The organism is Shewanella sp. Iso12, from assembly GCF_012030025.1.
Classification (GTDB): Bacteria; Pseudomonadota; Gammaproteobacteria; order Enterobacterales; family Shewanellaceae; genus Shewanella; species Shewanella algae.
Map to the genome: position 1 here is coordinate 694,755 of NZ_JAAUHW010000001.1, position 26,873 is coordinate 721,627.

Below are 26,873 nucleotides of genomic sequence, written 5' to 3' on the forward strand. Positions count from 1 at the left end.
TCAGATGTCCAGCAAATCTCTTATTTTGGATGCCCTCAAGTCCTGTGCACTTGAAGGACACAATATGCCGACCATAGATGTGGCCCCCCGACTGGATGACCTGATTAGTCAGTTTGAAACCAATCTGGGAACCGTTGCCGGCAAGCTGCATAAGCGTGGTGGTTTTACTGAGCTGCAGCAGCAGGTCGATGCCTTGATTGCCGAAGGCAAGCAAGTGATTTCTCAGGTGGAAGGGGTAACAGGTAACCGTGAAGTGCCCGCTGACAGTCATGATCTGCGTGATATCGATTATGCCGTGATCAAGGGTCAAGTGGGTGTTGCCGAAAATGGTGCCATCTGGGTCAGTCAGAAATCTCTGTCCCACAGGATCACGCCCTTTATCTGTGAGAACCTGTTTCTGGTACTGGAAGCCGATGCCATTGTCGCCAACATGCATGAAGCGGCCGACAAGATAATCTTGGGCTCGGGTGAATTTGGGGTGTTTATTGCCGGCCCATCCAAGACGGCTGACATTGAGCAGGCCCTGGTGGTTGGTGCCCACGGCGCCTGTAGCCTGAATGTCTTCCTTATCTAACTCAGGATGAGGATGACAAAAACGCCGGCAACTGCCGGCGTTTTTATTGGGCTACAATCCGCTCTGCAGCCTTAAAGCGTGAAGGAAATCTTTGACCATGTCTTGGCACTAACGGGCTTACCATCGACAAACTTGGGTGCATAGCGCCACTTTGACACGGCTTTGACGGTTTCAGTTTCAAACTGCTTGCCACCCTTGGAATCCAGCACTTCCACATGGCTGACAAAGCCCTGTTCGTTTACAGTCACTTCCACGTTGACCCAACCTTCTCGGCTCATCCTGGCATACTGAATTGGATAACCGGGCACGGCACGAAACAAGGGCCGCTGCTCCTGATCCACACTCCAGGGGCGCATATTGCCTATCGCCTGACAGTGTTGAGTCGCTTTGTCTTCTTCTCCATTGCGGGAATAGAGTTCGACCAGATAGGCATGAGCCGACAGCGCGACAGGCGCATCAAAGGGTAATACATTGAGCTGCTCTATCACTTCCAGCAACAGAGGTTCGGCCTTGGCGTACTTTTGCTCCGCCAGATAGATGGCGGCCACAGCTGTATCGGCATTGACCCTCTGCAATGAATCCTTTGGTGCAAGTTCGTGGTAAATCTTCTGGGCATCGAGGGCATAGGCCCGAGCCTCGCGGTCATAAACCTCAGTCACAACGAGATCGTTAAAAGCTTCGAGACGCACTGCGGCGGACAGCAGCCGGTCATTTTTGCCATCAGCCAAGGCTATGGCCTGCTGGTAAAGCTTAGCCGCCTCTTTGGGATTGCTGCTGTGCGCAAGCCCCATCAGAGGGTCGAGCACTTCCAAGGCCTGTTCGCCATACAGCGCTTGATAGCTTTGCAACGCTTGCTGATATAAGACTTTGCTCCTTTGCTGATTGGCAATTCCCTGCTCATCCAACATCAGATTACGCGGCTGTTGCAGCGCCTTGGCCAGATTCATCGACAACGCCAAAGTCGTCCTATCGGTTGCACCCAATTTGGCTTTTCCGTCGGCATAGGCCTGCTCGGCAGCACTAATTATCTGAGCCTTGTCACCCTTTTCCAACGCTTGTTGATAGGCCTGATAACTTTCATCCAACCCGGCTTGGGCAGTACCGAATATAAGAGGCAGGAGCAACAGCGACAGTTTGGATACTGAAACAGGGATAGATTTAGTAGATTGCGAGAAGTTGAACATGGCGCGTCTTCCTTAACACTGAGTATCTAGCACTTTTATGGATAATCGGCGCTTGGTAACTTCAAGTCACTGACTCGGCGGGCCTGCTGCCGAGCAAATCACAAACGCCAATAACTGCTCAAAGTAACAATATATAAACCTATTGTAAATAGCTGGTATTTTAAACAGCTCTCGGGCTAGTTTTTTGATTTTTCGGTTAAATCTTTAAATGCACCATTTAATTTGCTCAGTAACTCAAGCGGCAGCGGAAACAGGATAGTCGAGTTGTTTTCCGCCGCCACTTCCGTCAGGGTATGCAGATAGCGCAGCATGATGGCATTGGGTTCTTTCCCCAGCGTCTGCGCCGCTTCCACCAGTTTTTCCGAGGCTTCCATCTCCCCCAGAGCATGGATCACCTTGGCCCGACGCTCACGCTCGGCCTCGGCCTGACGGGCAATAGCGCGGATCATACTTTCATTGAGATCCACGTGCTTGATTTCCACATTGGCCACCTTGATGCCCCAGGCATCTGTGTGGGAGTCGAGGATCCTTTGAATGTCGGCATTGAGCATCTCTCTGTTGGCCAACATCTCGTCCAGCTCATGCTGACCGAGCACGGATCTCAGGGTGGTCTGTGCCAGTTGACTGGTGGCAGCGAGGAAGTTCTCCACATTGATAATCGCCTTTTGCGGGTCGACTACCCGAAAATAGAGCACTGCATTGACCCGCACCGAGACATTATCACGGCTGATCACATCCTGAGAGGGCACATCCATCACTATGGTTCGAAGATCCACCCGCACCATCTGCTGCACCACAGGGATCAGTATGATAAGCCCAGGCCCCTTGACCCGGTAAAAACGCCCAAGAAAGAAAATCACCCCACGTTCATACTCCCTGAGGATGCGGAACATACTGATAAGCAAGGCCGCAAACAGCACCAATAACACCCCAAAGGAAATATTCAAACTACTGCTGATAGCTTCGCCCATGTCAGTCTCCTCTGCGTTGATTTTCAGTCGGCTCGATATCACCGCTTTTCACCTCAGCCAGCTTGAGTACCAGCCCCTTAAGCCCCAAAACCCGCACCCGTTGCCCGGGGTTCAAGGCCTGTTCGCAATCACCTTGCCAATCTTCCCCCATAAAGTGCACCCGGCCGCGCCCGGGAAAGCCGTCTATCACCCTGGCATATTTCCCTACCATCCCCTCGGCGCCGGCCACTCCGGACAATTTGCGAGTTTTGAACACAAAGCTGATCAGTAGCAGGAAAAACAGCAGGCTCACGACGCTGACCAGGGCTATCACAGGCCAGGCGATACGAAAGGCTTCAACTTCACTGTCCACCAAAAATACCGACCCCAGCACAAAGGCTACCAGGCCGCCGAAACCTAAAATCCCAAAGCTCGGCAACATGGCCTCGGCGAGCAGCAAAGTAATTCCCAAGAGCAATAAACCACCACCGGCATAGCTGATGGGGAGCAGCTGGAAGGCATACAAGGCCAACAGCAGACAGATCCCCCCTACTACGCCAGGCAACATGGCGCCAGGACTGTAAAACTCCAGCAGCAAACCGTAGATCCCCAATAACATCAGTATGTAAGCGATATTGGGGTTGGTGAGCAGATTGATGAAACGGGCACGCCAATCCGGGCTGCGATCCAGCACTATGGCGTTTTCGGTTTTGAGTATCCGAGCACCACCTTGCATGGCTACCGACTTGCCATCAAGTATGGCCAGGAGTTGCTGCGGCGTATCGGCGATATAGTCGATAACATTGGCCTCCAGCGCTTCCGAGGCCGTCAGGGTTGCCGCATCACGTACCGCCTTCTCGGCCCACTCGACATTACGCTGACGCAGCTCCGCCAGTGCCCGAATATAAGCAATGGCATCATTGAGCTGCTTGCGCTCAAGTTTTTGACTGTTGCTGTCACCCACAGGTTTTTCGGCTTCATTATCGGACGGCTTGGGCTCCGGTGGTTCATTTCCCATGGGACTCAGTTGCACAGGGGTGGCCGCCCCAAGACTGGTGGCACTCGCCATGGCGGCGATATGACAGGCATATAAGATGTAAGTCCCGGCGCTGGCTGCGCGGGCACCGGATGGATAGACCAGGCAGGCAACCGGCACCCTGGAGCCGAGAATCGCTTGATTGATATCCCGCAGGCTGGATACCAGGCCTCCGGGGGTATCCAGAGTGATCAACACCAACTGACTGCCTGGGGTTGCAGCTGCACTCTCTATCCCCCGGATCAGATAGTCGCTGACACCGGGCCCTATGGCTCCTTTGACACTGAGCAGGGTAATGGTCGGCGCTGCGGCCGGGGAGTAAGGCTTTGGCCGGACGTGGTCTGCACCTAAGCCAGGCAAGATCCACAACAGAGCCAAGAGTCCTACACAGCCGCAGCGCCGGAACAAAGTATTGGCCGGCCAGCCTTTCATAACGCCCCCGGGTGGGTTTCCCCATACCTTAAGGATAGTCGGCTTTGGGGATTAGGCATAAAGCACTCATGTGACGGCCTTAAACCGAGCCGGTAGATATGAGCAGAAGGAGAGACCAATGAAAAAGGCGCCGAATCAACGGCGCCAGGTATTCAATGAGGGTTAGCGGACTATGCTGAGTCAACGGCAGGAATCAAGAGATTGAAACCCGCCACAAGGCTTATATATTTCAGCTCAAGGCTATACATTTCGGCTCAAGGCTTATACGTTTCAGCTTAAGGCTGTTTCAGCCTACCGCCCAAACAATCGCCTGCAGTGATAGCATTGAGAAGATACCGGCCAGAATATCATCGGCCATAATGCCAAGACCGCCATGTACCTTGGCATCCAGCACCCGAATGGGCCAGGGCTTGAAGATATCGAAAATGCGGAACAACACAAAGCCCAGCAGCAACCAGAGTACACCGGCGGGCGCTGCAATCATGGTGATCAGTAACCCTGCTACTTCATCCCAAACTATGGCGCCGTGATCGTGCACCCCCATATCTTTGGAAGTCTTGCCGCACAGATAGATGCCACCAATACAGGCCAGCAGTGTCACGGCAATATACACCCCCAAACTGAACTGGGACAGCAACAGATATACAGGCAGGGCTGCCAAGGTTCCAAAGGTCCCTGGCGCCTTGGCCGCGAGGCCGGAGCCAAAACCGAGTGCCAGAAAATGCACCGGGTTCTTGAGGCTGACCCTTGCGAGCGCCTCGTCATGAGCAAACCACTTCATCTAAAAATGCTCAAATCCTGTCTGTTGCGGCTCGAATACCTCGCCGTGATATTGTAGCCTGAGTTGATTACCGGCAAGTATCTGGCCGACTTGATAGAACTTGACTCCGGCATGGCCCAAGGCGGTTTCCAGCGCGCCGCGCTGCGCTTCCGGCACAGTGAACAGCAGCTCATAGTCTTCGCCGCCACAAAGGGCATAGTCGAGTGCCGCATCCGCTGTGACAGTATCTTTCATCGCCTGGGACAGCGGCAGCTTATCCACTTCGATAACCGCACCGACGGCCGATGCCTTGAGGATATGCTTGATATCCGACAGTAAGCCATCTGAGAGATCTATGGCGCTCGATGCCAAGCCTCTGAGGGATTGACCGGCCAGAACTCTGGGGGAAGGATGATAATGGCGGTTAACCAGGTATTCCTTGTGCTCTGCCCTCGCCTTCAATTCACCGCGGATAATATCCAGCCCCAGGGCTGAATCCCCCAGGGAACCTGTGACATAAATCCAATCACCGGCGCGGGCACCGCTACGGGTGAGCGCCTTGCCCTCCGGCACTTGGCCATGAACCGTGATATTGATGGCTCTCGGGCCGCGGGTGGTATCGCCTCCGACCAGAGAAATACCATAGTAATCAGCCGCTTCAAATAAACCTGCACTGAATTGCTCCAGCCAGGTTTCATCGACACTGGGCATGGTCAGTGCCAGCGTCATCCATGCGGGCTCGGCCCCCATGGCAGCAAGATCGGACAGGTTGACCGCCAACGCCTTGTAGCCCAATGCCTGGGCCGGCATGTCCGGCAAGAAGTGGACATTTTCCACCAAGGTATCGCAGGAGATGGCAATGGATTTGTGTTCGGCGGGGTGCACCAGGGCACAATCGTCACCTATGCCGAGGCGGACATCTTTGCGCGCTTGGCCACGACCATGAAAATAGCGCTCGATAAGTTGAAATTCTTTCACTGTTGACTTGGCCACTGGTTCGCAGCCTCCCGGTTTTCCAATGAAAAAACGGTATCTTACGATACCGTTTGTCTAATTTCTTTCTGGTTCAGCGACGAGCTACCAGCTTGTCCAATATGCCATTGACAAACTTGTGGCTGTCCTCGGCGCCGAACGCCTTGGCCAACTCGATAGCCTCGTTGATTACCACTTTGTAAGGCGTATCCTTGCGGAAAGTCAGCTCGTAAGCCGCCAAACGCAAAATGGCCTTCTCCACAGGATCGACCTCCTCCATGGGACGCTGATCCAGATGGGGGGCAATTAACTCGTCCAGTTGAGCCTTTTTGGTTGCCGCTCCGGTGAACAGTTCACGGAAGTAGGCGACATCCACGCCGTCTATGTTTTGCTCGGTCAGAAACTCGTGCTCCACATCGGCAATATTGTTCCCGCTCAGTTGCCATGAATAGATGGCTTGAACCGCTAAACGGCGGGCTCTGCGGCGCTCTGAAGGCTTCATGCTTTTTCCTGTATTACAGCTGTTGCTCAAGTTGTTGCAGCACGTTCACCATTTCCAGCAGACCCAGGGCAGCTTCGCCGCCTTTGTTGCCAGCCTTGGTGCCGGAACGCTCAATGGCCTGTTCGATAGTGTCTGTGGTCAGTACCCCGAAAGAGACCGGGATGTCGAATTCCAGACCCACTTGAGCCAGACCCTTGTTGCATTCACCTGCAACGAAATCAAAGTGTGGTGTACCACCACGGATCACAGCCCCCAGGGCGATGATACCGTCGAACTTGCCACTGGCGGCAACACGACGGGCGGCCAAAGGCAGCTCGAAAGCACCAGGTACGCGTACCACAGTGATGTTGTCTTCACTTACCTGACCGAAACGCTTAAGAGTGTCTACGGCACCCTCCAGCAGACTTTCAACCACAAAGCTGTTGAAACGGGATACAACGATCGCGACTTTGGCGTTTTTTGCTTCGATATTACCTTGAACTATGTTCATTATCTTACCTAACTTAGCTAAAGCACCCGGCCGGGGGCAAAAAGTGGCGCTATGATAGCACGCAATTTACCCCTCCGCCCTATGCAATTATTCGGAAATGGTTAATTAATTCTGTCGGCTCATTCGCCGGGAATATACTCAGTGACTTCCAGGCCAAAGCCCCCCAGAGAGTGATAACGCTTGGGCGAGCTGAGCAGGCGCATTTTGTTGACGCCAAGCGTCGCCAGAATCTGTGAGCCTACGCCAACCCTTTGGGAGGTTCCCTGCCATTTGGCGGTCACCGGCACTTCGCCCTTGTCTTCTGCTTCGAAAGCCTTGACCTTGGCGATAATGCTCTCGTTAGGCTCCTGGTTACCCAGCAGCAACAGCACACCACCATCGGCGGCAATCCTCGCCATGGCTTGCTCAAGCGGCCAGCTGCGCACTTCATCGCGCTCAGAGAACAGCAGGTCATTAATGGTGTTTTGCAGGTGTACCCGCACCAGAATATTGTCGACAATCTCGCCCTTGACCATGGCAAAGTGCAGTTGATTGTCTATGGTGTCGCGGAAGGTGTGCAGTTCAAACTCGCCGAAACGGGTAGGCAGCTTGCACTTGGCCTCACGCACCACTGTGGTTTCAGTGTTATTACGGTAGTTGATCAGATCGGCAATGGTGCCCATCTTAACGCCGTGCTCCTTGGCGAACACTTCCAGATCCGGACGGCGTGCCATGGTGCCATCCTCATTGAGGATCTCCACGATCACTGCCGAAGGTTCCAAACCAGCCAAACGCGCCAGATCGCAACCGGCTTCGGTATGACCGGCGCGCACCAGCACCCCGCCATCCTGTGCCATCAAAGGGAAAATATGCCCCGGCTGAACTATGTCGGACGGCTTGGCATTTTTAGCCACAGCCGCCTGCACTGTCACGGCGCGGTCATGGGCGCTAATACCTGTGGTCACCCCTTCAGCGGCCTCGATGGAGACGGTGAAGTTGGTCGAAAACTGGGCGTTGTTATTGCTGACCATCAGCGGCAGATTCAGCTGCTGGCAGCGAGCCTTGGTCATGGTTTGGCAGATAAGACCACGGCCGAAGCGAGCCATGAAGTTGATCGCTTCCGGGGTGACTTTCTCCGCCGCCATGATGAGGTCGCCCTCATTTTCTCTGTCCTCATCGTCCATCAGGATAACCATTTTGCCCTGACGAATATCCTCGATGATCTCTTCGATACTGTGTAGCGCCATTGTAAGACCTTTATCTCTTGTTCTGTGTAATCAATGAATTCTAACCTGTTAGCGCGCGATAACCAGTGGGCTGGCGCACATCTAGCGCATGAAGCCAGCCTTGGCGAGCATAGCCAGGGTGACACCTTCGCTCGGCTGCGCTTCCTCTTGGTGCTGCATCAGACGCTCAAGATAGCGGGCTATCTGATCCACCTCCAGGTTGACCTTATCGCCGGGGCGCAGCTCAAGCAGAGTGGTTTCACTGGCGGTATGCGGCACTATGGTGAGGCGGAAATTGCGGCCATCCACTTCGTTAACCGTGAGGCTGACGCCATCGACGGTAATGGAGCCTTTATGGGCAATGTAACGGGCCAGCTCAGCGGGTGCCTCGAGCCAAAACTCCAGCGCCTTGCCCCTTGGAGTCACACTGATGACCCGCGCCATACCATCCACATGACCACTGACCAAGTGCCCGCCCAAGCGGGTGTTTGGCGTGACCGCCTTTTCCAGGTTGACTTTGGTGCCGACGCTGTAGCGGTCAAAGCCGGTGAGGCTGACAGTTTCGGCCGAAACATCGGCCACATAACCCTCCGCCAGGCGTTCAACCACGGTCAGACACACGCCGTTGGTGGCAATGCTATCGCCCAGACGCACATCACTGAGATCCAACTTGCCGCTGGCCACAGTCAGACGAATATCATCACCACGGCGCTCCAGTGCCCGTATTGTACCGACAGCTTCAATTATTCCGGTAAACATTCAATCACCTATCTTGAGAGTAAGCCGGGTATCATTGCCAAGCTTACGTTGATCTGTTACCCGTATCGCCGGGGTATCGGCTATCTGCTGATAGTTTGGCAAGGCCAGCAGGTTTCGGCCAGCGGCGCCAAGCAGTTTCGGGGCTTGATAAAGCAGCAGTTCATCGGCCAACCCGGCACTAATAAAGGCGCCGCAAAGCGTTGCCCCGGCCTCGACCAACACCGCATTACAGCTCTGGCTCAGGTGTTGCAGCAACGCCGCGATATCTACTCTGTTGTCTTCACCGGCCAGCACCAAAGTAGTGACATAAGGCGGCAAAGCGGCTAGGAATTCATCCTCATAGGGACGGCAGCTGACCAAGAGCACCGGGCTGGCAATTTGCAACAGCCTGGCATCGAGCGGCATACGGCAGTTACTGTCGAGTATCACCCGCAGCGGTTGAATAAGCTCCTGCTCGCTGAGGGTTTCACCCAGGCTGCCAAGCTCAGCGTGCCGGACATTCAGGGAAGGGTCATCGGCCAATACGGTTTCAATGCCGGTGAGCAGAGCGCAGCTGCGGGCTCTGAGCCTTTGCACGTCGCGGCGCGCCTCGGGGCCGGTTATCCATTTGGACTCACCGTTGGCCAGTGCCGTCTTGCCATCGAGACTCGCCGCCAGCTTGAGGGTGACCCAGGGGCGATTTCGCTCCATCCGCGATAAAAAGCCCGGATTCAACTCTCTGGCCTGTTCGGCCAAGAGACCGCTCTGCACCTGAACCCCGGCCTCCTCCAGCATGCCGATACCTCGGCCGGCCACCTGAGGGTTGGGATCTGTCATTGCCACCACCACCCGCTTGAGGCCATGTTTAATTAAGGCTTCGGCACAGGGCGGCGTGCGACCATAGTGACTGCAAGGTTCGAGGGTGACATAGGCAGTAGCACCGCGGGCCTTGTCAGCGGCCATTTTCAGGGCATGTACTTCGGCATGGGGCTCGCCGGCACGCTGATGCCAGCCTTCGCCGACAATCTTGCCATCGGCATCTATGATGACGCAGCCGACATTGGGGTTGGGGCGGGTTGTATAACGGCCACGGCGAGCCAGCATTATGGCGCGGCTCATCATGGCGATATCAGTATTGGACCACATGGGGGTTTCCGTGACTTAACAGTTGGCTGTGACTGACAGCCTATTTTTTCTCCAGCTTGGCAATCGCTTCACCAAACTCTGACACATCTTCAAAGGCACGATACACAGAGGCAAAGCGAATATAGGCCACCTTATCCAGCTCGATAAGATGATCCATCATCAGATTGCCGATCATTTCCGAGGTCACTTCCCGCTCGCCTGTGGCTCTGAGGGTGGACTTGATCTTGCTGATCGCCTCTTCAATCTTATCCATGGAAACCGGACGTTTCTCGGCGGCACGCAGCATACCGCCGCGCAGCTTGTCCTCATCGAACGGTTGCCTGCTGCCATCGCGCTTGATCACTCTGGGCATGACAAGCTCGGCACCTTCAAAGGTGGTAAAGCGTTCATGACACAGAGTACATTCCCGGCGACGGCGCACCTGATGACCGTCTGCCACCAGCCTGGAATCTATCACCTTGGTATCCGTCGCACTGCAAAATGGACAATGCATTATGCCTCCTGGTGCTCAGTTGCCGGCAGCGGATGCTGCTAAATGGCAGAAACAAAAATGGCCGCTGAATTCAGCGGCCATCGAAGTTTATCCTATTCCCTTGAAAAGGTTAACCGTAAACAGGGAAGCGAGCGCACAGTTCCAGCACCTGGCCCTTAACACGCTCGATAACGGCGTCATCGTGAGCATTGTCGAGCACATCACAGATCCAGCCGGTCAGTTCACGGGCTTCGGCTTCCTTGAAACCGCGGCGAGTGATGGCCGGTGTACCGATACGCACCCCGGAGGTCACAAAGGGTGAGCGGGGGTCGTTGGGCACTGAGTTCTTGTTGACTGTGATGTTGGCGCGGCCCAGAGCGGCGTCGGCTTCTTTACCGGTCAGCTCACGGCCAATCAGGTCCACCAGCATCAGATGGTTGCTGGTACCGCCGGAAACTATCTTGTAACCGCGCTCGAGGAACACCTCAACCATGGCCTTGGCGTTATTAACCACCTGCTGCTGATAGGTTTTGAATTCCGGCTCCAGTGCTTCTTTGAAGGCCACGGCTTTACCGGCGATAACGTGCATCAGAGGACCACCCTGACCGCCCGGGAATACCGCGGAGTTCAGCTTCTTGTACAGATCTTCATCGTCGGCAGCCGACAGAATCACACCGCCGCGGGGACCGGCCAGTGTCTTGTGAGTGGTCGAAGTCACCACGTGGGCGTGCGGCACAGGGTTAGGATAAACACCGGCAGCGATAAGACCGGCAACGTGTGCCATATCGACAAACAGGTAAGCGCCAATTTTGTCGGCGATTTCGCGCAGCTTGGCCCAGTCAACTATGCCTGAGTAGGCCGAGAAGCCGCCGATGATCATCTTGGGCTTGTGTTCCAGCGCCAGCGTTTCGAGTTCGCTGTAGTCAATCTTGCCGGACTCATCGATACCGTAAGGAATGATGTTGTACAGCTTGCCGGAAAAGTTAACCGGAGAGCCGTGGGTCAAGTGACCACCGTGAGCCAGGTTCATCCCCAGTACGGTATCGCCGGGTTGCAGCAACGCCATATAAACCGCGCTGTTGGCCTGTGAACCTGAGTGTGGCTGAACGTTGGCGTAAGTAGCGCCAAACAGCTGCTTGGCACGCTCAATTGCCAGAGTCTCCACCACATCGACATACTCACAACCACCGTAGTAACGCTTGCCTGGATAACCTTCGGCATACTTGTTGGTCAGTTGTGAGCCCTGGGCTTCCATGACTCTGGGGCTGGTGTAGTTTTCGGAGGCGATCAGCTCAATGTGCTCTTCCTGACGACGGGTTTCATCCTCAATCGCCTTGAACAGCTCAGGATCATAGTCGGCAATGTTCATACTTTTCTTCAGCATCTGTCACTCCAGCTGGCAAATCTTATTGGTAGGGTTGCGCGGTATTCTACTCTGAGTGTGACAAATATCCCAGTCGCAGGATGATGAAAATCCTTGTGTCAGCAGATGACTATGTTTCATTTGCTGAACAATGGTGTCGCTATCTGGCCGCATCTGGCAGGAGCCCTGTCAAATTGGTAAACTGCCGCCAGTTTAGGAAAACTCAGTTCAGGACAACAGAGAAACAATATGGCTCAGTTTGTATACAGCATGCTGAGGGTCGGCAAAATAGTGCCGCCCAAAAAGCAGATCCTCAAAGATATTTCATTGAGTTTCTTCCCCGGCGCCAAAATTGGTGTCCTGGGTCTCAACGGCTCGGGTAAATCCACCCTGTTGAAAATCATGGCAGGTCTGGACACAGAAATTGAAGGTGAAGCCCGTCCCATGCCGGGACTCAAGATAGGTTACCTGCCCCAGGAGCCCCAGCTTGATCCCAACAAGACAGTACGGGAAACCATAGAAGAAGCCGTCAGCGAAGCCAAAAACGCCCTCAAGCGTCTGGATGAAGTCTATGCGGCCTATGCTGAGCCGGATGCCGACTTCGACGCCCTGGCCAAGGAGCAAGGCGAACTGGAAGCCATCATTCAGGCCCAGGATGCCCACAATCTGGACAATATTCTCGAGCGCGCCGCCAACGCCCTGCGTCTGCCGGAATGGGACGCCAAGGTGGAGGTGCTCTCCGGGGGTGAACGTCGCCGGGTGGCCATCTGTCGTCTGCTGCTGGAAAAGCCGGAGATGCTGCTGCTGGACGAACCGACCAACCACCTGGATGCCGAATCCGTTGCCTGGCTGGAGCACTTCCTGCAGGAATACTCAGGTACTGTGGTTGCCATTACCCACGACCGTTACTTCCTCGACAATGCCGCCGGCTGGATCCTGGAACTCGACCGGGGTGAAGGTATCCCATGGCAGGGCAACTACTCCTCCTGGCTGGAGCAGAAAGATGCCCGTCTGAAGCAGGAAGCCGCCAGCGAAAGCGCCCGCCAGAAGACGATTGCCAAGGAATTGGAGTGGGTGCGTCAGGGTGCCAAGGGACGTCAGTCCAAGGGCAAGGCCCGTATGGCCCGCTTCGAAGAGTTGAACAGCTCAGATTATCAGCGCCGCAACGAGACCAATGAGCTGTTTATTCCGCCCGGTCCTCGCCTGGGTGACAAGGTGATTGAGGTGCGCAATCTCACCAAGAGCTATGGTGACCGCATTCTGATAGACAACTTAAGCTTCAGCGTTCCCAAGGGCGCCATCGTCGGTATTATCGGTGCCAACGGTGCCGGTAAGTCGACCCTGTTCAGAATGCTCAGCGGCGCCGAGCAGCCGGACAGCGGTGAAATCGAGATAGGTGATACAGTCCAAATCGCCTCTGTGGAACAGTTCCGTGACTCGATGAACGACAAGAACACGGTTTGGGAAGAGATTTCCGGCGGTCAGGACATCATGCGGATCAACAATCTGGAGATCCCGAGCCGCGCCTATGTCGGTCGCTTCAACTTCCGTGGTGGCGATCAGCAGAAGATCATCGGCTCACTTTCCGGCGGTGAACGTAACCGGGTGCATCTGGCCAAGCTGCTGCAGGCCGGCGGCAACGTGTTGCTGCTCGACGAACCGACCAACGATCTGGACGTGGAAACTCTGCGGGCACTGGAAGAAGCGCTGTTGGAATTCCCCGGCTGCGCCATGGTGATCTCGCACGACCGTTGGTTCCTCGACCGTATCTGTACTCACATCCTCGACTACCGAGACGAGGGTCAGGTTAATTTCTACGAAGGTAACTACACAGAATACTCGGCCTGGCTGAAAAACCAATTCGGTGCCGATGTGATTGAGCCACACAGACTCAAGTACAAGCGGATGACCAAGTAATAGAAAAACCGTACAAAAACGGAGGCAAACGCCTCCGTTTTTTATTTCCTTTAACCCAGGCCCGCTTCAGAATCGTCCAACTGCCTGCCACTGTCCGAGCGAAACGCCTGCTCTCTGGGCACACACTCAAACACTTCACGCACATAATGGCGTTTGCCGCGGTTACCTATCCGCTCCAGCTTCATTCCCGGCATCTGCCGCTGGTAGAGCTCGGCCTTGGCAGGATCCCAAGAGACCCGAATAATCTCCTGCGCCGCTCTTGTTGTTTCCACCAGGCACTTATAGTCCTGACGTTGCCCCTTGGGCTGTGCGGCAGCCAGGGGCAGACTCAAGAGTATGGCCAAAGACAATATCAGCTTGTGCATCATCCGCTCCTCAGTTGGCCTGATAGTAATAAATCTTGTTGGTAGACGGGCCGCCGCCGACACACTTGTGATCGCCGGATGGGCAGCCTGGATCCGGCTTCACCTTCTCCATATCTTCGCCGGCATTGCCAATGCCTATCAAATACATATAGCTATCGGCCACAGTGCCATCACTCCTGATATTGGGCGGCACAACCAACTGCGGTGTATCCGGGACACTCTCTCCCATCTCCAGATAGGTTTTTGTGTAACTGCGGGTGCCCTTGTGCAGATCAAAGCCATAGAGGTAGCCCTGCCCGGCAACCAAACACTGGTTGGTGGAGGTCTGCGAGCCGGGCACATAGGAGGTAAAGAAAACCCGCCCTTTGATGATACTGGCATCGGAAAGGCTTTTTTCACCATTGCGGGTAAAGTCGTAATACCAACCGCGCTTACGGCCAAAAGCAATATGTTCTTTCTCTGAAGTCGGCGACTTGGCAGTCACATCGTAAAGATCCGCCAACGTCAGTGCCTGAGGCACTGCCTTGCCCTTGAAACTCTGACTGAGGGTATTTCTGTCCTGCAGAACAAAGAACATGTCCGAGCGACTGGTGTTCGATGGAGATGGCCTGAGTCCGGAGCCGACCACCACGGCATCGTAAGGGATCTGCTGCGCCGAAATCACCGTCTTTGACTGGCCGTTGACCGTGACACGGTTCTCGCTCAGATTGCCAAACATGGTTTGCGCCACCACAGGGGCGGCAAAGAAGCGCCTGTCGGTATTCTCTGTGCTGCCGCCAAGAGACGCAAACTTGAAGGCACTCCATTGTTTGGTGTCGGCTCCAGCCATATCCAGCCGCCAAACATTGGCCCCGGTATCCGTGGCATAGATACGGTCAGTAACGCCATCACCATTGCTGTCAAGAATCGCGACCGAATTGGGAATGCTGTCCCTCAGCCCCGGCATTGGAGTATCACCGCCGGGGCCAAATCTGTGCAGTAACTTGCCGGTTTCGGCATCCAGAATGAACACCCCGCGGCCCTGGCTATCGGCGCCACCGACCTCCAGAGTATCCTTGGCCGGAGAGTACCCTGCCCCAAAGATGAGTACCGGCTTATCACCCTGACCTGGAATGGTGGTCACCACAGGCTTGGCCCAGCTTTGCCCCAACTCACTCATGCCGGCCGAGTCTGCGCTGATATGCCACATCAGGCTAGGCTTATCCGGATTGGTCACATTCATGGCGTAGTAACCACGGCCACCACGCCGCAGCCCCATAAATACCCAGGCCTTCTCCATCTTGTTGCCGCTGCGCTTGATATAAGCCACGGGTGAGCCATCAAAACCATAAACCGAATGCACGCCGGAAGGTACGTTGGCTCTGAGCGTTGCCAGATTGGGCAAAAATTCCCAAGGCATAAAGGCCCAGCTCTCATTGACCGAGTCCCCTTTGTCCTGAAACATATGCAGCATGCCGTGGTTACTGCCCACCAGAATACGGATATCCGGGTTCTTTGCGGACGAACCGAAATCTATGGCCAAAGGTTTGGAATGCAAGGGGTCGCCTAGAAGGTCATGGCGCTTATCGCTGCGGCTGTTGTTTTGGTTGTCATCGTCAATATCCTTGCCGATAACCCAGTCGAACAGATCCTGCAGTTGGCTTTGGTCTACTCCCATATGCTGCGCCAGCTTGGCCTCGCCACCGGCGTAACTGCTGGCCGCGGCCTTGGTCAGGGGTGACAAACCGCCTTTGGAAGCAAAATTGCCGTAGAAAGTGCGCTGCTTTTGGTTATAGAGGGCCTCGGCCACCCCACCTTTGGTGACATCGTCGCCATCACCACCGGCGTTGCAAGCCGCCTGAGAGCTCCAGAAGGAGCAGGCAGAGGTATTGATATTGCCATTGTCGGCAATGGCCGGATTGCCGTTTTTGTCTACCACATCCCCTGTGCCTGTCACCCTGAATTTCTTGATATTGCCACGCCAACGGGGGCCCTTGTTGGGCAGAAACATGGAGTAGTACACAGAGTCAAAGGTCTGCACCTTGTTAAAGTTGTTGCTGGCCACTGAGGGCGAGGTGAAACTGGCATTCTTCTCCAGAATTTGATTGACCACCAACTGGATTGCCGACTGCAGCTTGCTGGCATTCTGGGCATCAAAGTAACGGCCGCCGCCTTTTTCGGCAGTCTTTCTCAGCAAGGCTTCCGCCCTGGCCGCTCCCTCACTGAAACCTATGGTAAAAGTATTGACCGTCTGTTTGCCGGCCATATTGGGATTGACATCATTGCTGGCCATCCAACTGCTCAGGGCACTGAGATAACTGTTGCCATTACGGCTCACATAGGCATCCTTGCCCCCGGTCATCCCCTGCACCAAGCCGTCAGCGGCGCTATCCAGCGTCGGCTCACCGTCTGTGATATAGATTATATAGGCTTGGTTCTGACATTTTTTAAACGGTGAATCATAGATGCCATTCTTGATAATGCTCGGATCCGCTTGCGGCGTGTTTTCCGTAAGGTAGGTGCGGGTGACTATGGGGCGGCCCCATCGATCAGTGACAACCCGCCCCCAATAGTCCCTCTTGTAGAAAGTGTAATCGCTGTCATCGTCTCCAAAATACACCCCTTGACCACTAAAGTAACGATAGGCCTCGTAGAGGGTTTCACACAAGGGTGTATTCTGGGCGTAAGCGATTTCCTTGACACTCTCGATAAGCGCTATCTTACTGGCAGCACTCTGCTGTTTTATCCCGGAGATGATCCGCCCGCCGTCACGCACTCCTTCCCTGTCATGGTTGAGGTTGAATATGGCCAGTCCCAAATCCACCCCGGGAGTCGTCACAATCACGTTCTGAATCGCTTCCTGGGCGAGTTGCAGGCGAGTCTTGGTGACCTTTTTCTTGTCGCTGTGGTACCAGCGTAGATAATCTTCTGTGTAGAGGGTCACCACACGACCTGTGCCAAAACCTGTGCGCTCGGCCGCGTCCTTAGCCGCCTTCTTCTGCGCCTCGGTCGAGCCATTGCTGACCTGGGTGTAGCTGATCACCTGATTGCGGTTACCGGCACTATCCAGCGGCAAACCATCGGGTATCCCTTCGGCATTGCCATAACGCTCATCCTGAATATCCTCGAAACAATCTATCAGGGTAACATTGGCACCATTGTTTTCGGGCAACTCTTTCCAGGTGCCATTTTGTCCGGAGAAACTGTATTCACGGACAAAGCCGGTATAAATCCCATACTTGTTCAGATACTCCCAGGACGTTTGGCAGCCGTTATTGCTGCGCAAAAAACGCCAGGTCTTATCCTGCTTGCCCGGAACCGGCATATTGTCTGAATCAGGAGCACCTTTGGTGAAGTAAATAAATTCTTTCTTGGGCTCAAGAGCGCCACCACCTGCGCCGGGAGAATAACTCTCATCCACATCGTATACATAATTACCCATACTGGCTGAGTTATCGAAAATGATCAGCATTTGCGGCCGGGCACCGCTGCGCGATGAGGACTCATAAACATAGAGTTCAGTGTCATCGGCCAATAATGGGCTGGCCAATATAAAACTGCCAATACAGGAGAGCAACAAGGCTAGGAATCGCCTGCTGATTTGCCGCCAACAAGGGCCGATACATCCGTGATTTGTCATGGTAGTTACGTCGTGTTTTACCGGTGTTTATTCCACTGTTTTGATAGAGATAAACAAAACACCGGACTGTAAAATAAGGCTTTTATCTCTTCGAGCCTCTATTTACCACGACAGGAACACCCAAACAACAAATTAATCAAATTATTTACATTAATATCAAAATGTGTCGATTTGGCCTCAGGTTAATCAAACAGATTTGACCTTAGCCAAATATCTGACTCGACTTCAACATTTAACCGAACACCCGCACAATATCAGCCAGTTCATTTTAGAAGATCCGGTATTCACTACTATTATGGTGTTTTTAAAATGATCTTTATTCAAAACAGGAGTGGCACACCTCTTGGCTGCGCCGAATCAAATGTAAAATATATGTATAAAACACCTCAATTATAATTAACATGGCATTTGCTGATATCCTAAAAATTCGGAATAAGGCACCGGAGTGGAAAGTTATCAATAGGAGAGACTTGGCCACGAAAGAAACCTCTTGTTCGGGCATTTACCTATTTGATGCAAACAGAGCGATGAAGCCAATCCTGGGTTTCTCAGTCCAGATTTTGCCGGCCTGATCGATTTTTCTTCCTGTGGCAGAGTAAAATTCCTCATTCCTTGATACGCACTCAAACACTTCGCGTATGTAATGGCGCTGCCCACGATTGCCAATCCGCTCCAGCACCATTCCCGGCATCTGTCGCTGATAGAGTTCCGCCTTGGACGGATCCCAGGAGACCCGGATGATCTCCTGCAACGCTCTTGTTGTTTCCACCAGGCACTTATAATCCTGTCGCGTTTGCCCCTCACTCGCCATCAGGGGGAGATATACGCTCAAAGACAAGCTAAGGATCACCTTGTTCACTGTACACCTCTGCGCTTCAATCGGCCTGGAAGTAATAGAGTTTGTGAGTCGCCGGGCCTTCACCGACACACTGTTCGTCCCCAGCAGGGCAGCCTTTATCATCAACCAGCTTGTCCATGAGTGCCGCAGCATTCCCAATACCAATCAGATAGAGATAGCTGTCCCCGGCAGTTCCGTCGGCATTGGTGCCTGGCTGCACCACCAACTGCGGGGTGTCGGGGAGACTTTCCCCCGTCTCCAGATAAGTCTGGGTATAGCTGCGCGCCCCCTTATGCAGATCAAAGCCGTAGAGATACCCCTTGCCCGAGACCAGACATTGCTCCGCCGAGGCTTTACTGCCCGGGACATAGGAAGTGAAAAACACCCGCCCTTTGATAATACTGGCATCGGACAGACTCTTTTCACCACTGCGGGTAAAGTCATAATACCAGCCGAGTTTGCGGCCAAAATCGATATGTTCCTGGGCGGAATTCGGCGCCTTGGCCGTCACATCGTAGAGTTCGGCCAGGGTCAGTGGTTGTGGGGGATCTATTTCATTGAAATTTTGGCTGGCAGTGTTTCTGTCCTGCAACACAAAGAACATGTCCGAACGACTGGTATCCGAAGGCGATGGCCTGAGTCCAGAGCCAACCACTACGGCATCATAGGGGATCTCCATGGATGAATTGACTGTCTTTGACTCGCCGTTGGTCGTGACCCGGTTCTCGGACTTATTACTTAACATGGTTTGCGCCACTACAGGCGCGGCAAAGAAGCGCCTGTCCGTACTCTCAGTGCTGCCGCCAAGAGAAGCAAACTTGAAGGCGCTCCAATTATTGCGGTCGGCATCGGGCAGGTCCAGACGCCAGATATTGGCCCCTGTGTCTGTAGCATAGATGCGGTCGCTGACACCATCACTATTGTCATCAAGCACGGCCACCGTATTGGGGATACTGTCTCTGAGTTCAGGCATTTCGGTATCACCGCCGGGGCCGAACCTGTGCAGCAACTTACCGGTTTCAGCATCCAGGATAAATACCCCGCGCCCCTGGCTGTCGGCGCTGCCCACCCTCAGAGTATCCTTGGCCGGAGAGTACCCTGCCCCAAAGATGAGTACCGGCTTATCCCCATAACCAGGAATACTGGTCACCACAGGTTTGGCCCAGCTTTGCCCCAACTCGCTCATCCCGGCCGTATCGGCATTAACATGCCACATCAGCTTGGGATTATCCGGGTTGGTAACATCCAGAGCATAGTAACCACGGCCGCCGCGCCGCAGCCCCATAAACACCCAGGCTTTCTCAAGCCTGTTGCCCACACGTTTGGTAAAGGCCACAGGTGAACCATCGAAACCATAAACCGAATGCACGCCCGACGGTGCATTGGCTTTAAGTTCAGCCAGATTGGGGAGAAATTCCCAGGGCATAAAGGCCCAACTCTCACTGACCGAAGCCCCCTTGTCCTGAAACATATGCAGCATGCCATGATTGCTGCCCACCAGGATACGGATATCCGGGTCGGTTGCGGACGAACCAAAATCTATCGCCAGAGGCTTGGAATGCAGGGGGTCACCCAAAAGATCGCGACGCTTATCGCTGCGATTGCCGTTGCGGTTGTCGTCATCGACATCCTCGCCGCGTGCCCAATCAAACAGCCCCTGCAACTGGCTGTTGTCTACCCCCATATGCTGCGCCAGCTTGGCTTCACCTCCGGCATAACCGCTGGCGGCATCTAAGGTCAGCGGTGACAAGTCGCCCCCGGCGGCAAAATTGCCATACAAAGTGCGCTGCTTTTGGTTATAGAGGGCTTCGGCCACCCCACCCTTGGTCACATCATCGCCGTCGCCTCCTTGACTGCAAGCCCCGCTGGAACTCCAGAAAGAACAGCTCTTGGCACTGATATTGCCATTCTCGGCAATGGCCTGCTCACCTTTGCTGTCGACCACTTTGCCTTTATCTGTCACTTGGAATTTCTTGATATTGCCACGCCAGCGAGGCCCCTTGTTGGGCAAAAACATCGAGTAATACACTGAATCCAAGGTTTGTAGCTTGTTGAAATTATTGCTGGCCACCGAAGGCGAGGTGAAGCTGGCGTTCTTCTCCAGAATTTGATTAACCACAGATTGAATTGCCGACTGCAACTTGCTGGCATCCTGGGCATCGAAGTAGCGGCCGCCCCCCTTTTCGGCGGTTTTTCTCAATAAGGCTTCGGCCTTGGCCGCCCCCTCGCTGAAGCCTATGGTAAAAGTGGTCACTGTCTGTTTGCCTGCCAGATTGGAGTTAAGGTCATTCCGACTCATCCAACTGCTCAGGGCACTGAGATAACTCCGGCTTCTTTGGGTGATATAGGCATCCTCATCCCCCGTCATCTCTTGGATCAGATCATCGGCAGAGGCATCCTGAGTGGGTTCACCGTCGGTAATATAAACAACATAAACCTGGCTCTGGCATGGCTTGAACGGCGAAACATAGCTGCCACCCTTGATAATGCTCATATCCCTTTGCGGGGTATCTTTAACCAGATACTGATCGACAACCTTGCCATCGCTGTTTGTAAAAAAATAATCACTGTCTTTATCGGCGAAGTGCACTCCCTTGCCGCTAAAATAGCGAAAAGTCTCATAAAAGGTCTCACACAGTGGCGTGGCCTGGGCGTAGGAAATATCATTAATCCTGTTAATGAGCTCTATCTTGCTGGCAGCGGTCTTGGACTTGATCCCCGAGATGATCCGTCCACCATCACGCTCCCCTTCCAGCTTGAAGTTCAAGTTGAAGATTGCCAGCCCCAAATCAACCCCAGGAGTGGTCACTATCACATTTTGAATCGCGTCCTTGGCGACCTGCAACCGGGTCTTGGTTACTTTCTTTTTGTCGCTGTGATACCAGCGCAGATAATCTTCCGTGTAGAAAGTAACCGGCCGACCCGTGCCGAAACCGGTTCGCTCTGCGGCTTCCTTGGCGGCTTTTTTCTGCTCAGCGCTGGAGCCGTCATTCACCTCTGTGTAACCAACCACTTCTTTGCGATTGCCGGCGCCATCGAGCGGCAAGCCATCTACAATTCCTGAGGCGTTACCATAGCGTTCATCCTGAATATCTTCGAAACAATCAATCAAAGTAAGATTGGCACCGGCATTCTCAGGTAATTCTTTCCAGGTACCATTCTGCCCCGATAAGCTATATTCCCGAATAAACCCGGTATAAGTTCCATACTTATTTAAATACTCCCAGGAAGTTTGACAACCGTTATTCTCCCTCTTGAACCTCCTGCTTCCTTTCTGTTCATCCAACACAGGAATATTAACTGAATCTGGAGTGCCCTTGGTAAAATACAGGAACCCGCTTTCGGTATTTTGACTGCCGGAGCCCTCTACTCCCGAGTAACTTTCATCGACATCATAGACGTACTCTTCCATGCTGCGGGAATTATCAAAAATGATCAGGATTTGCGGCCTATCGCCGGTTCGCGAGGAGGATTCGTAAACATAAAGCTCAGTATCATCGGCTGGTACCGGCCGCGCCATCATAAAGAAAATAGCCAGCAGAATTAAATTACGAGCTTGCTTTCCGCCATAACAATAACTTGAAAGCTTTATACCCCTGTAAATATTCATTGTGTTTCACCATATTTATACAGGCACCAATACAGTATTCCATGAATAAACAGAACACCAAACCAAATAACAACACCAATATAAACAACTCAGTTAGCACATATAAAAACAGGCGCACAAGCGCCAAAGGAAATAATTTAATATGACTTATGAATATGATGACCAAGTCTCATTAAAACCAAAGTAAAATGACTCCTGACAAATATCTGACTCGGCAAAAATTTACAACTACACATCTTACAACTCATTTTATTAAAAACTGTTGCAGGCAAGGAACAGTTTGAGAGAACAGATTCAGACATTCGCCATCGGTCACATTTTCACACTGGAATTTGCGCTTTTTTACACTCATTTACCAGCTTTATGCTTGAGGCTCCCGTAAAATAGGTAACCTTCAGATCCTAGCGGATCTCTACCGGCATCAGATGGGACACAATGAAAAAACCTTATATCGGACTCCTGGTCCTTGGCCTTTGTGTGGCCGCCTATCTCCTCTTGACTCCGACGGCAGATAAAGCCGGCAACAAACCTGGCTCAGGCATGGGGATGGGCAAAGCCGCCGTTCCCGTAATTACCGCCACAGTCACAGAGCAATCCCTGGCGCAATCCCTGACTCTGATAGGCAAGCTGGAAGCAGAACGCTCGGTCACTATAGCGCCTCAAGTCGCCGGCAAGATAGACGCTATCGCAGTGCGCTCCAACCAGGAGGTGAAGGCGGGGGAACTCTTGCTGGTTTTGGAAGAGTCCAAGGCCAAAGCGGCGGTGATGGAAGCTGAATCTTATCTGGCCGATGAGCGGCGTAAGTTGGGCGAGTATGAAAAACTGATCGGCCGCAACGCCATTACCCAGACAGAAATTGATGCCCAACGCGCCAGCGTCAGTATCGCCGAAGCCAGGCTGGCCTCGGCCAGGGCCGAACTTTCCTACCATCATCTGCGGGCTCCCTTTTCCGGTACAGTGGGCCTGGTGGATTTCAGCAAGGGTAAGCTGGTGAGCCAGGGAACCGAACTCTTGAGTCTCGATGATCTGAGCTTGTTGCGGCTCGATCTGCAGGTGCCCGAATCTTATCTGTCGCAACTGAGTGTCGGCATGCAGGTACAAGGCAGCAGCAGTGCCTGGAACGGCCAACTGTTTCAGGGCAAGGTGGTTGCCATAGATCCCAGAGTCAACCCGGATACTCTCAATGTCAGGGTGCGGGTAGAATTCAAAAATAAAAACAAATACTTGAGACCTGGCATGATGTTATCGGCCACCCTGACCTTCCCACCAATTCATCAGGCGGTAGTACCTGTACAGGCGTTGGAGTATTCCGGCACCAAGCGTTATGTCTATCGCATAGATGAAAACAGCATAGCCCACCGCACCGAAGTGCATCTGGGCGCCCGGGTCGACAATCTGGTGCTTATCACAGATGGCGTCAGCCTGGGGGATCGCATTGTGGTGCAGGGGCTGGTGAATATTCGTGATGGCGCCAGCGTCAAGCCCTTGACCGCCGAAGCAGTACAGCAGACCGGGGAGCTTCACTGATGTTGTTATCCGATGTCTCGGTCAAACGGCCGATCAGCGCCATAGTGCTGAGCCTGCTTTTGTGTGTCTTTGGTCTGGTGTCTTTCAGCAAGCTGTCGGTGCGGGAAATGCCGGATGTGGAGAGCCCGGTCGTCACTGTGATGACCACCTATGAAGGGGCCAGCGCCTCTATCATGGAGAGTCAGGTCACCAAAAACCTTGAGGATGAGCTGACAGGCATCAGCGGTATCGATGAAATCACCTCGGTGAGCCGCAACGGCATGTCGCGGATCACTGTGACCTTCAAATTGGGCTGGAACCTCACCGAAGGGGTGAGTGATGTCCGTGATGCCGTGGCCAGGGCGCAGCGCAGGCTGCCGGAAGAAGCCAACGACCCGATAGTCTCCAAAGACAACGGCTCGGGCGAGCCCTCCATCTATGTCAACTTGAGCTCCAGCGAGATGGATCGTACCCAGCTCACTGACTATTCCCGCCGGGTACTGGAAGATAAGTTCAACCTGATCACAGGGGTCAGCTCGGTGGATATCTCAGGTGGCCTCTACAAGGTGATGTATGTGCGCCTCAAGCCTGAGCAGATGGCCGGCCGCAATGTCACTGTGCAGGATATCCTTGCAGCTCTCAAGGCGGAGAATATGGAATCCCCCGGTGGTGAGCTGCGTAACGACACCACTGTGATGACAGTGCGCACCGCCCGCCTCTATCTGAGCCCTGAGCAATTCGACTATCTGCAGGTCAGCAGCGCAAACGGCTCGCCGGTTTATCTCAAGGATGTGGCCGAGGTGTTTGTCGGCGCCGAGAATGAGAACTCCACCTTCAAGAGCAACGGCATAGTCAACCTCAGCCTGGGGATAGTGCCGCAATCGGATGCCAACCCGCTGGATGTCGCCAAAGATGTCTACAAGCAGGTGGACGCGCTGCAAAAGTTTCTGCCGGCCGGTACCCAGCTATATGTGGACTACGACTCGACCGTGTTTATCGATCAGGCCATAGACGAGGTGTATTACACCCTCTATATCACGGCGGCGCTGGTACTGCTGGTGCTGTATATTTTCATCGGCCAGCTGCGGGCAACGCTTATTCCTGCTGTGACTGTGCCGGTATCGCTGATCTCGGCCTTTATGGCCGCCTACTTCTTGGGCTTTTCCATCAACCTGCTGACCCTGATGGCACTGATCCTGGCCATAGGCCTGGTGGTGGATGACGCCATTGTGGTGGTAGAGAATATCTTTCACCACATAGAGCGCGGGGAAGACCCGCTGCTGGCCGCCTACAAGGGCACCCGCGAAGTGGGCTTTGCCGTTATTGCCACCACGGCGGTATTGGTGATGGTATTTCTGCCCATCTCCTTTATGGAAGGCATGGTCGGCTTGCTGTTCACCGAGTTTTCCGTGCTGCTGGCGGTGTCTGTACTGTTCTCATCCCTGGTCGCGCTGACACTGACACCTGTGCTCAGCAGCCAGTTGCTCAAGGCCAATGTCAAACCCAACGCCTTCAACCGCGCCTTGAATCGCTTCTTTGCGGCGCTCGAGCTTAAGTATCGCGCCATGGTGGCCATTGCCATACGTCACAAGGTTGCGGCACCCTTGGTTATCCTCGCCTGTATCGGCGGCAGCGCCTTGCTGGTAAACCATATTCCCGCACAGCTGGCACCGCAGGAAGACCGCGGGGTGATCTTCGCCTTTATCAAGGGCGCCGAAGGAACCAGCTACAACCGCATGACAGCCAACATGGACATAGTACAGGACAGACTGATGCCGCTGCTGGGCCAGGGCGTGCTCAAGTCCTTCAGTGTGCAGGCGCCGGCCTTTGGTGGCCGCGCCGGTGATCAGACAGGTTTTGTGATCATGCAGCTCGAGGATTGGGAGGACAGGGATATCAACGCCGATCAGGCGCTGGTGATGATAGCCCAGGTATTGAAAGATATTCCCGATGTGATGGTGCGGCCCATGTTACCCGGCTTCCGTGGCCGCTCCAGTGAGCCGGTGCAGTTTGTTATCGGCGGATCCGACTATAAAGAGCTGTTCAAATGGGCACAGCTGCTGCAACAGGAGGCCAACAGCAGTGGCCTGATGCGCGGCGCCGATCTGGATTATGCCGAAACCACCCCTGAGCTTCTGGTCACGGTTGACAGACAAAGGGCGGCAGAGCTTGGTGTCAGTGTTGCCGATGTTTCGGAAACCCTGGAAGTGATGCTCGGCGGCCGCAAACAAACCACCTATGTGGACAGGGGTGAAGAGTATGATGTCTATGTGCGCGGGGATGAAAAACAGTTCAGCAGCATGAGCGACCTCAGCCAGATCTATATGCGGACCACCAAGGGCGAGCTGGTTACCCTCGACAGCCTGGCGCATATCGAAGAAGTGGCCTCGCCGCAGCGACTGAGCCATACCAATAAGCAAAAATCCATCACCATCAAGGCTAACCTCATGGATGGCGCCACTCTGGGGGAAGCACTGGATTTCCTCGACGCCAAAGCGATTGAATCCCTGCCCGGTGATATCAGTATCAGCTACACTGGTGAGTCGAAAGACTTCAAGGAAAACCAGAGCAGCATGCTGCTGGTATTCGGTTTGGCCCTCTTGGTGGTTTATCTGGTGCTGGCGGCTCAGTTCGAAAGCTTTATCAACCCACTGGTGGTGATGTTGACCGTCCCCATGGGGGTATTCGGCGGCTTCCTTGGCCTGTGGCTGACACAACAAGGGCTCAACCTCTACAGCCAGATAGGGATGATCATGTTGATAGGCATGGTGACCAAGAACGGTATTCTGATAGTCGAATTTGCCAACCAACTGCGAGACAAGGGGCTGGCCTTCGAACAGGCGGTTATCGATGCCTCGGCGCGGCGTTTGCGGCCTATCCTGATGACCTCCTTCACCGCGATTGTCGGCGCGATTCCGCTGATCTTCTCCACCGGTGCCGGCTCTGAGAGCCGTATTGCCGTGGGAACCGTAGTGTTCTTCGGTATGGCGTTTGCGACCTTTGTCACCCTGTTGGTGATCCCGGCCATGTATCGACTCTTGTCCTATAACACCAAGTCGCCCGGCCATGTCAAAGACAGGCTCAATGCCGCTATCGCCCGGCAGCAGGCGCAGATAAACATAGGCTCAGGTTCAGATTGATTCTGCCGGGCTCAATAAAACACGGGATGCCAAGCGGCATCCCGTGTTTTATTG

At 53.9% G+C, this 26,873-nt stretch carries 20 protein-coding genes; 4 read left to right on the top strand and 16 right to left on the bottom strand.

Annotation, left to right across the window (positions count from 1 at the left end; translation table 11 throughout):
• The first annotated feature begins 4 nt into the window (after nt 1-4).
• Nucleotides 5-574: an LUD domain-containing protein gene (locus HCX89_RS03050; protein ID WP_167715027.1), complete on the top strand. Its 570-nt coding sequence runs from the start codon at nt 5-7 to the stop codon at nt 572-574.
• A 71-nt stretch (nt 575-645) separates the two neighbouring features.
• Here HCX89_RS03050 and HCX89_RS03055 read toward each other — a convergent pair whose 3' ends face one another.
• From HCX89_RS03055 to glyA, 12 genes are all read right to left on the bottom strand, one after another.
• Nucleotides 646-1,758: an energy transducer TonB gene (locus tag HCX89_RS03055; RefSeq protein WP_167715029.1), complete on the bottom strand. Its 1,113-nt coding sequence runs from the start codon at nt 1,756-1,758 to the stop codon at nt 646-648.
• 176 nt (nt 1,759-1,934) lie between these two features.
• Complete coding sequence (locus HCX89_RS03060) at nt 1,935-2,729, bottom strand: slipin family protein (RefSeq protein ID WP_028779058.1); 795 nt, start codon at nt 2,727-2,729, stop codon at nt 1,935-1,937.
• A gap of 1 nt (nt 2,730) precedes the next feature.
• Entirely contained in the window at nt 2,731-4,176 is a 1,446-nt protein-coding gene (locus HCX89_RS03065; RefSeq protein ID WP_107352701.1) for a nodulation protein NfeD, read from the bottom strand.
• A 286-nt stretch (nt 4,177-4,462) separates the two neighbouring features.
• Nucleotides 4,463-4,957, bottom strand: a complete 495-nt coding sequence (locus tag HCX89_RS03070; RefSeq protein ID WP_025887610.1) for a phosphatidylglycerophosphatase A — start codon at nt 4,955-4,957, stop codon at nt 4,463-4,465.
• Nucleotides 4,958-5,914, bottom strand: coding sequence for a thiamine-phosphate kinase (thiL, locus tag HCX89_RS03075; RefSeq protein ID WP_044735717.1), 957 nt, complete (start codon nt 5,912-5,914; stop codon nt 4,958-4,960). It lies immediately after the preceding gene.
• A gap of 88 nt (nt 5,915-6,002) precedes the next feature.
• Nucleotides 6,003-6,410 carry a transcription antitermination factor NusB gene (nusB, locus tag HCX89_RS03080; RefSeq protein ID WP_025009430.1) on the bottom strand — a complete coding sequence of 136 codons (408 nt, stop codon included), beginning with the start codon at nt 6,408-6,410 and terminating at the stop codon, nt 6,003-6,005.
• A gap of 13 nt (nt 6,411-6,423) precedes the next feature.
• The gene (gene ribE / locus HCX89_RS03085; protein WP_025009431.1) at nt 6,424-6,900 is read right to left on the bottom strand and encodes a 6,7-dimethyl-8-ribityllumazine synthase; all 477 of its coding nucleotides are present in this window, start codon (nt 6,898-6,900) and stop codon (nt 6,424-6,426) included.
• Between the two features lie 119 nt (nt 6,901-7,019).
• Nucleotides 7,020-8,126: a bifunctional 3,4-dihydroxy-2-butanone-4-phosphate synthase/GTP cyclohydrolase II gene (ribBA, locus tag HCX89_RS03090; RefSeq protein ID WP_028779054.1), complete on the bottom strand. Its 1,107-nt coding sequence runs from the start codon at nt 8,124-8,126 to the stop codon at nt 7,020-7,022.
• An 81-nt stretch (nt 8,127-8,207) separates the two neighbouring features.
• Nucleotides 8,208-8,864: a riboflavin synthase gene (locus HCX89_RS03095; RefSeq protein ID WP_045282527.1), complete on the bottom strand. Its 657-nt coding sequence runs from the start codon at nt 8,862-8,864 to the stop codon at nt 8,208-8,210.
• A complete protein-coding gene (ribD, locus tag HCX89_RS03100; RefSeq protein ID WP_167715031.1) occupies nt 8,865-9,989 on the bottom strand; it encodes a bifunctional diaminohydroxyphosphoribosylaminopyrimidine deaminase/5-amino-6-(5-phosphoribosylamino)uracil reductase RibD in 1,125 nt (374 codons plus the stop codon).
• A 40-nt stretch (nt 9,990-10,029) separates the two neighbouring features.
• Nucleotides 10,030-10,482, bottom strand: coding sequence for a transcriptional regulator NrdR (nrdR, locus tag HCX89_RS03105; protein WP_025009434.1), 453 nt, complete (start codon nt 10,480-10,482; stop codon nt 10,030-10,032).
• A 109-nt stretch (nt 10,483-10,591) separates the two neighbouring features.
• A complete protein-coding gene (gene glyA / locus HCX89_RS03110) occupies nt 10,592-11,845 on the bottom strand; it encodes a serine hydroxymethyltransferase (protein ID WP_025009435.1) in 1,254 nt (417 codons plus the stop codon).
• A 228-nt stretch (nt 11,846-12,073) separates the two neighbouring features.
• Here glyA and ettA point away from each other — a divergent pair, with 228 nt between their 5' ends.
• Nucleotides 12,074-13,741: an energy-dependent translational throttle protein EttA gene (gene ettA, locus HCX89_RS03115; RefSeq protein ID WP_025887609.1), complete on the top strand. Its 1,668-nt coding sequence runs from the start codon at nt 12,074-12,076 to the stop codon at nt 13,739-13,741.
• 50 nt (nt 13,742-13,791) lie between these two features.
• Here ettA and HCX89_RS03120 read toward each other — a convergent pair whose 3' ends face one another.
• The 4 genes from HCX89_RS03120 to HCX89_RS03135 all read right to left on the bottom strand — a co-directional run bounded on the left by HCX89_RS03120 (nt 13,792) and on the right by HCX89_RS03135 (nt 22,173).
• Nucleotides 13,792-14,106, bottom strand: coding sequence for a TapY2 family type IVa secretion system protein (locus HCX89_RS03120; protein ID WP_109248317.1), 315 nt, complete (start codon nt 14,104-14,106; stop codon nt 13,792-13,794).
• Nucleotides 14,107-14,116: 10 nt separating this feature from the next.
• Nucleotides 14,117-17,635, bottom strand: a complete 3,519-nt coding sequence (locus HCX89_RS03125; protein ID WP_337587086.1) for a PilC/PilY family type IV pilus protein — start codon at nt 17,633-17,635, stop codon at nt 14,117-14,119.
• 592 nt (nt 17,636-18,227) lie between these two features.
• On the bottom strand, nt 18,228-18,584 hold the full coding sequence (locus tag HCX89_RS03130; RefSeq protein WP_167715035.1) for a TapY2 family type IVa secretion system protein: 357 nt from the start codon (nt 18,582-18,584) through the stop codon (nt 18,228-18,230).
• A gap of 16 nt (nt 18,585-18,600) precedes the next feature.
• Nucleotides 18,601-22,173 carry a pilus assembly protein gene (locus HCX89_RS03135; protein WP_174839994.1) on the bottom strand — a complete coding sequence of 1,191 codons (3,573 nt, stop codon included), beginning with the start codon at nt 22,171-22,173 and terminating at the stop codon, nt 18,601-18,603.
• Between the two features lie 435 nt (nt 22,174-22,608).
• Here HCX89_RS03135 and HCX89_RS03140 point away from each other — a divergent pair, with 435 nt between their 5' ends.
• Nucleotides 22,609-23,700: an efflux RND transporter periplasmic adaptor subunit gene (locus HCX89_RS03140; protein WP_107352704.1), complete on the top strand. Its 1,092-nt coding sequence runs from the start codon at nt 22,609-22,611 to the stop codon at nt 23,698-23,700.
• On the top strand, nt 23,700-26,819 hold the full coding sequence (locus HCX89_RS03145; RefSeq protein ID WP_044734006.1) for a multidrug efflux RND transporter permease subunit: 3,120 nt from the start codon (nt 23,700-23,702) through the stop codon (nt 26,817-26,819). The genes HCX89_RS03140 and HCX89_RS03145 overlap by 1 nt, the downstream gene beginning before the upstream one ends.
• Nucleotides 26,820-26,873 lie beyond the last annotated feature (54 nt).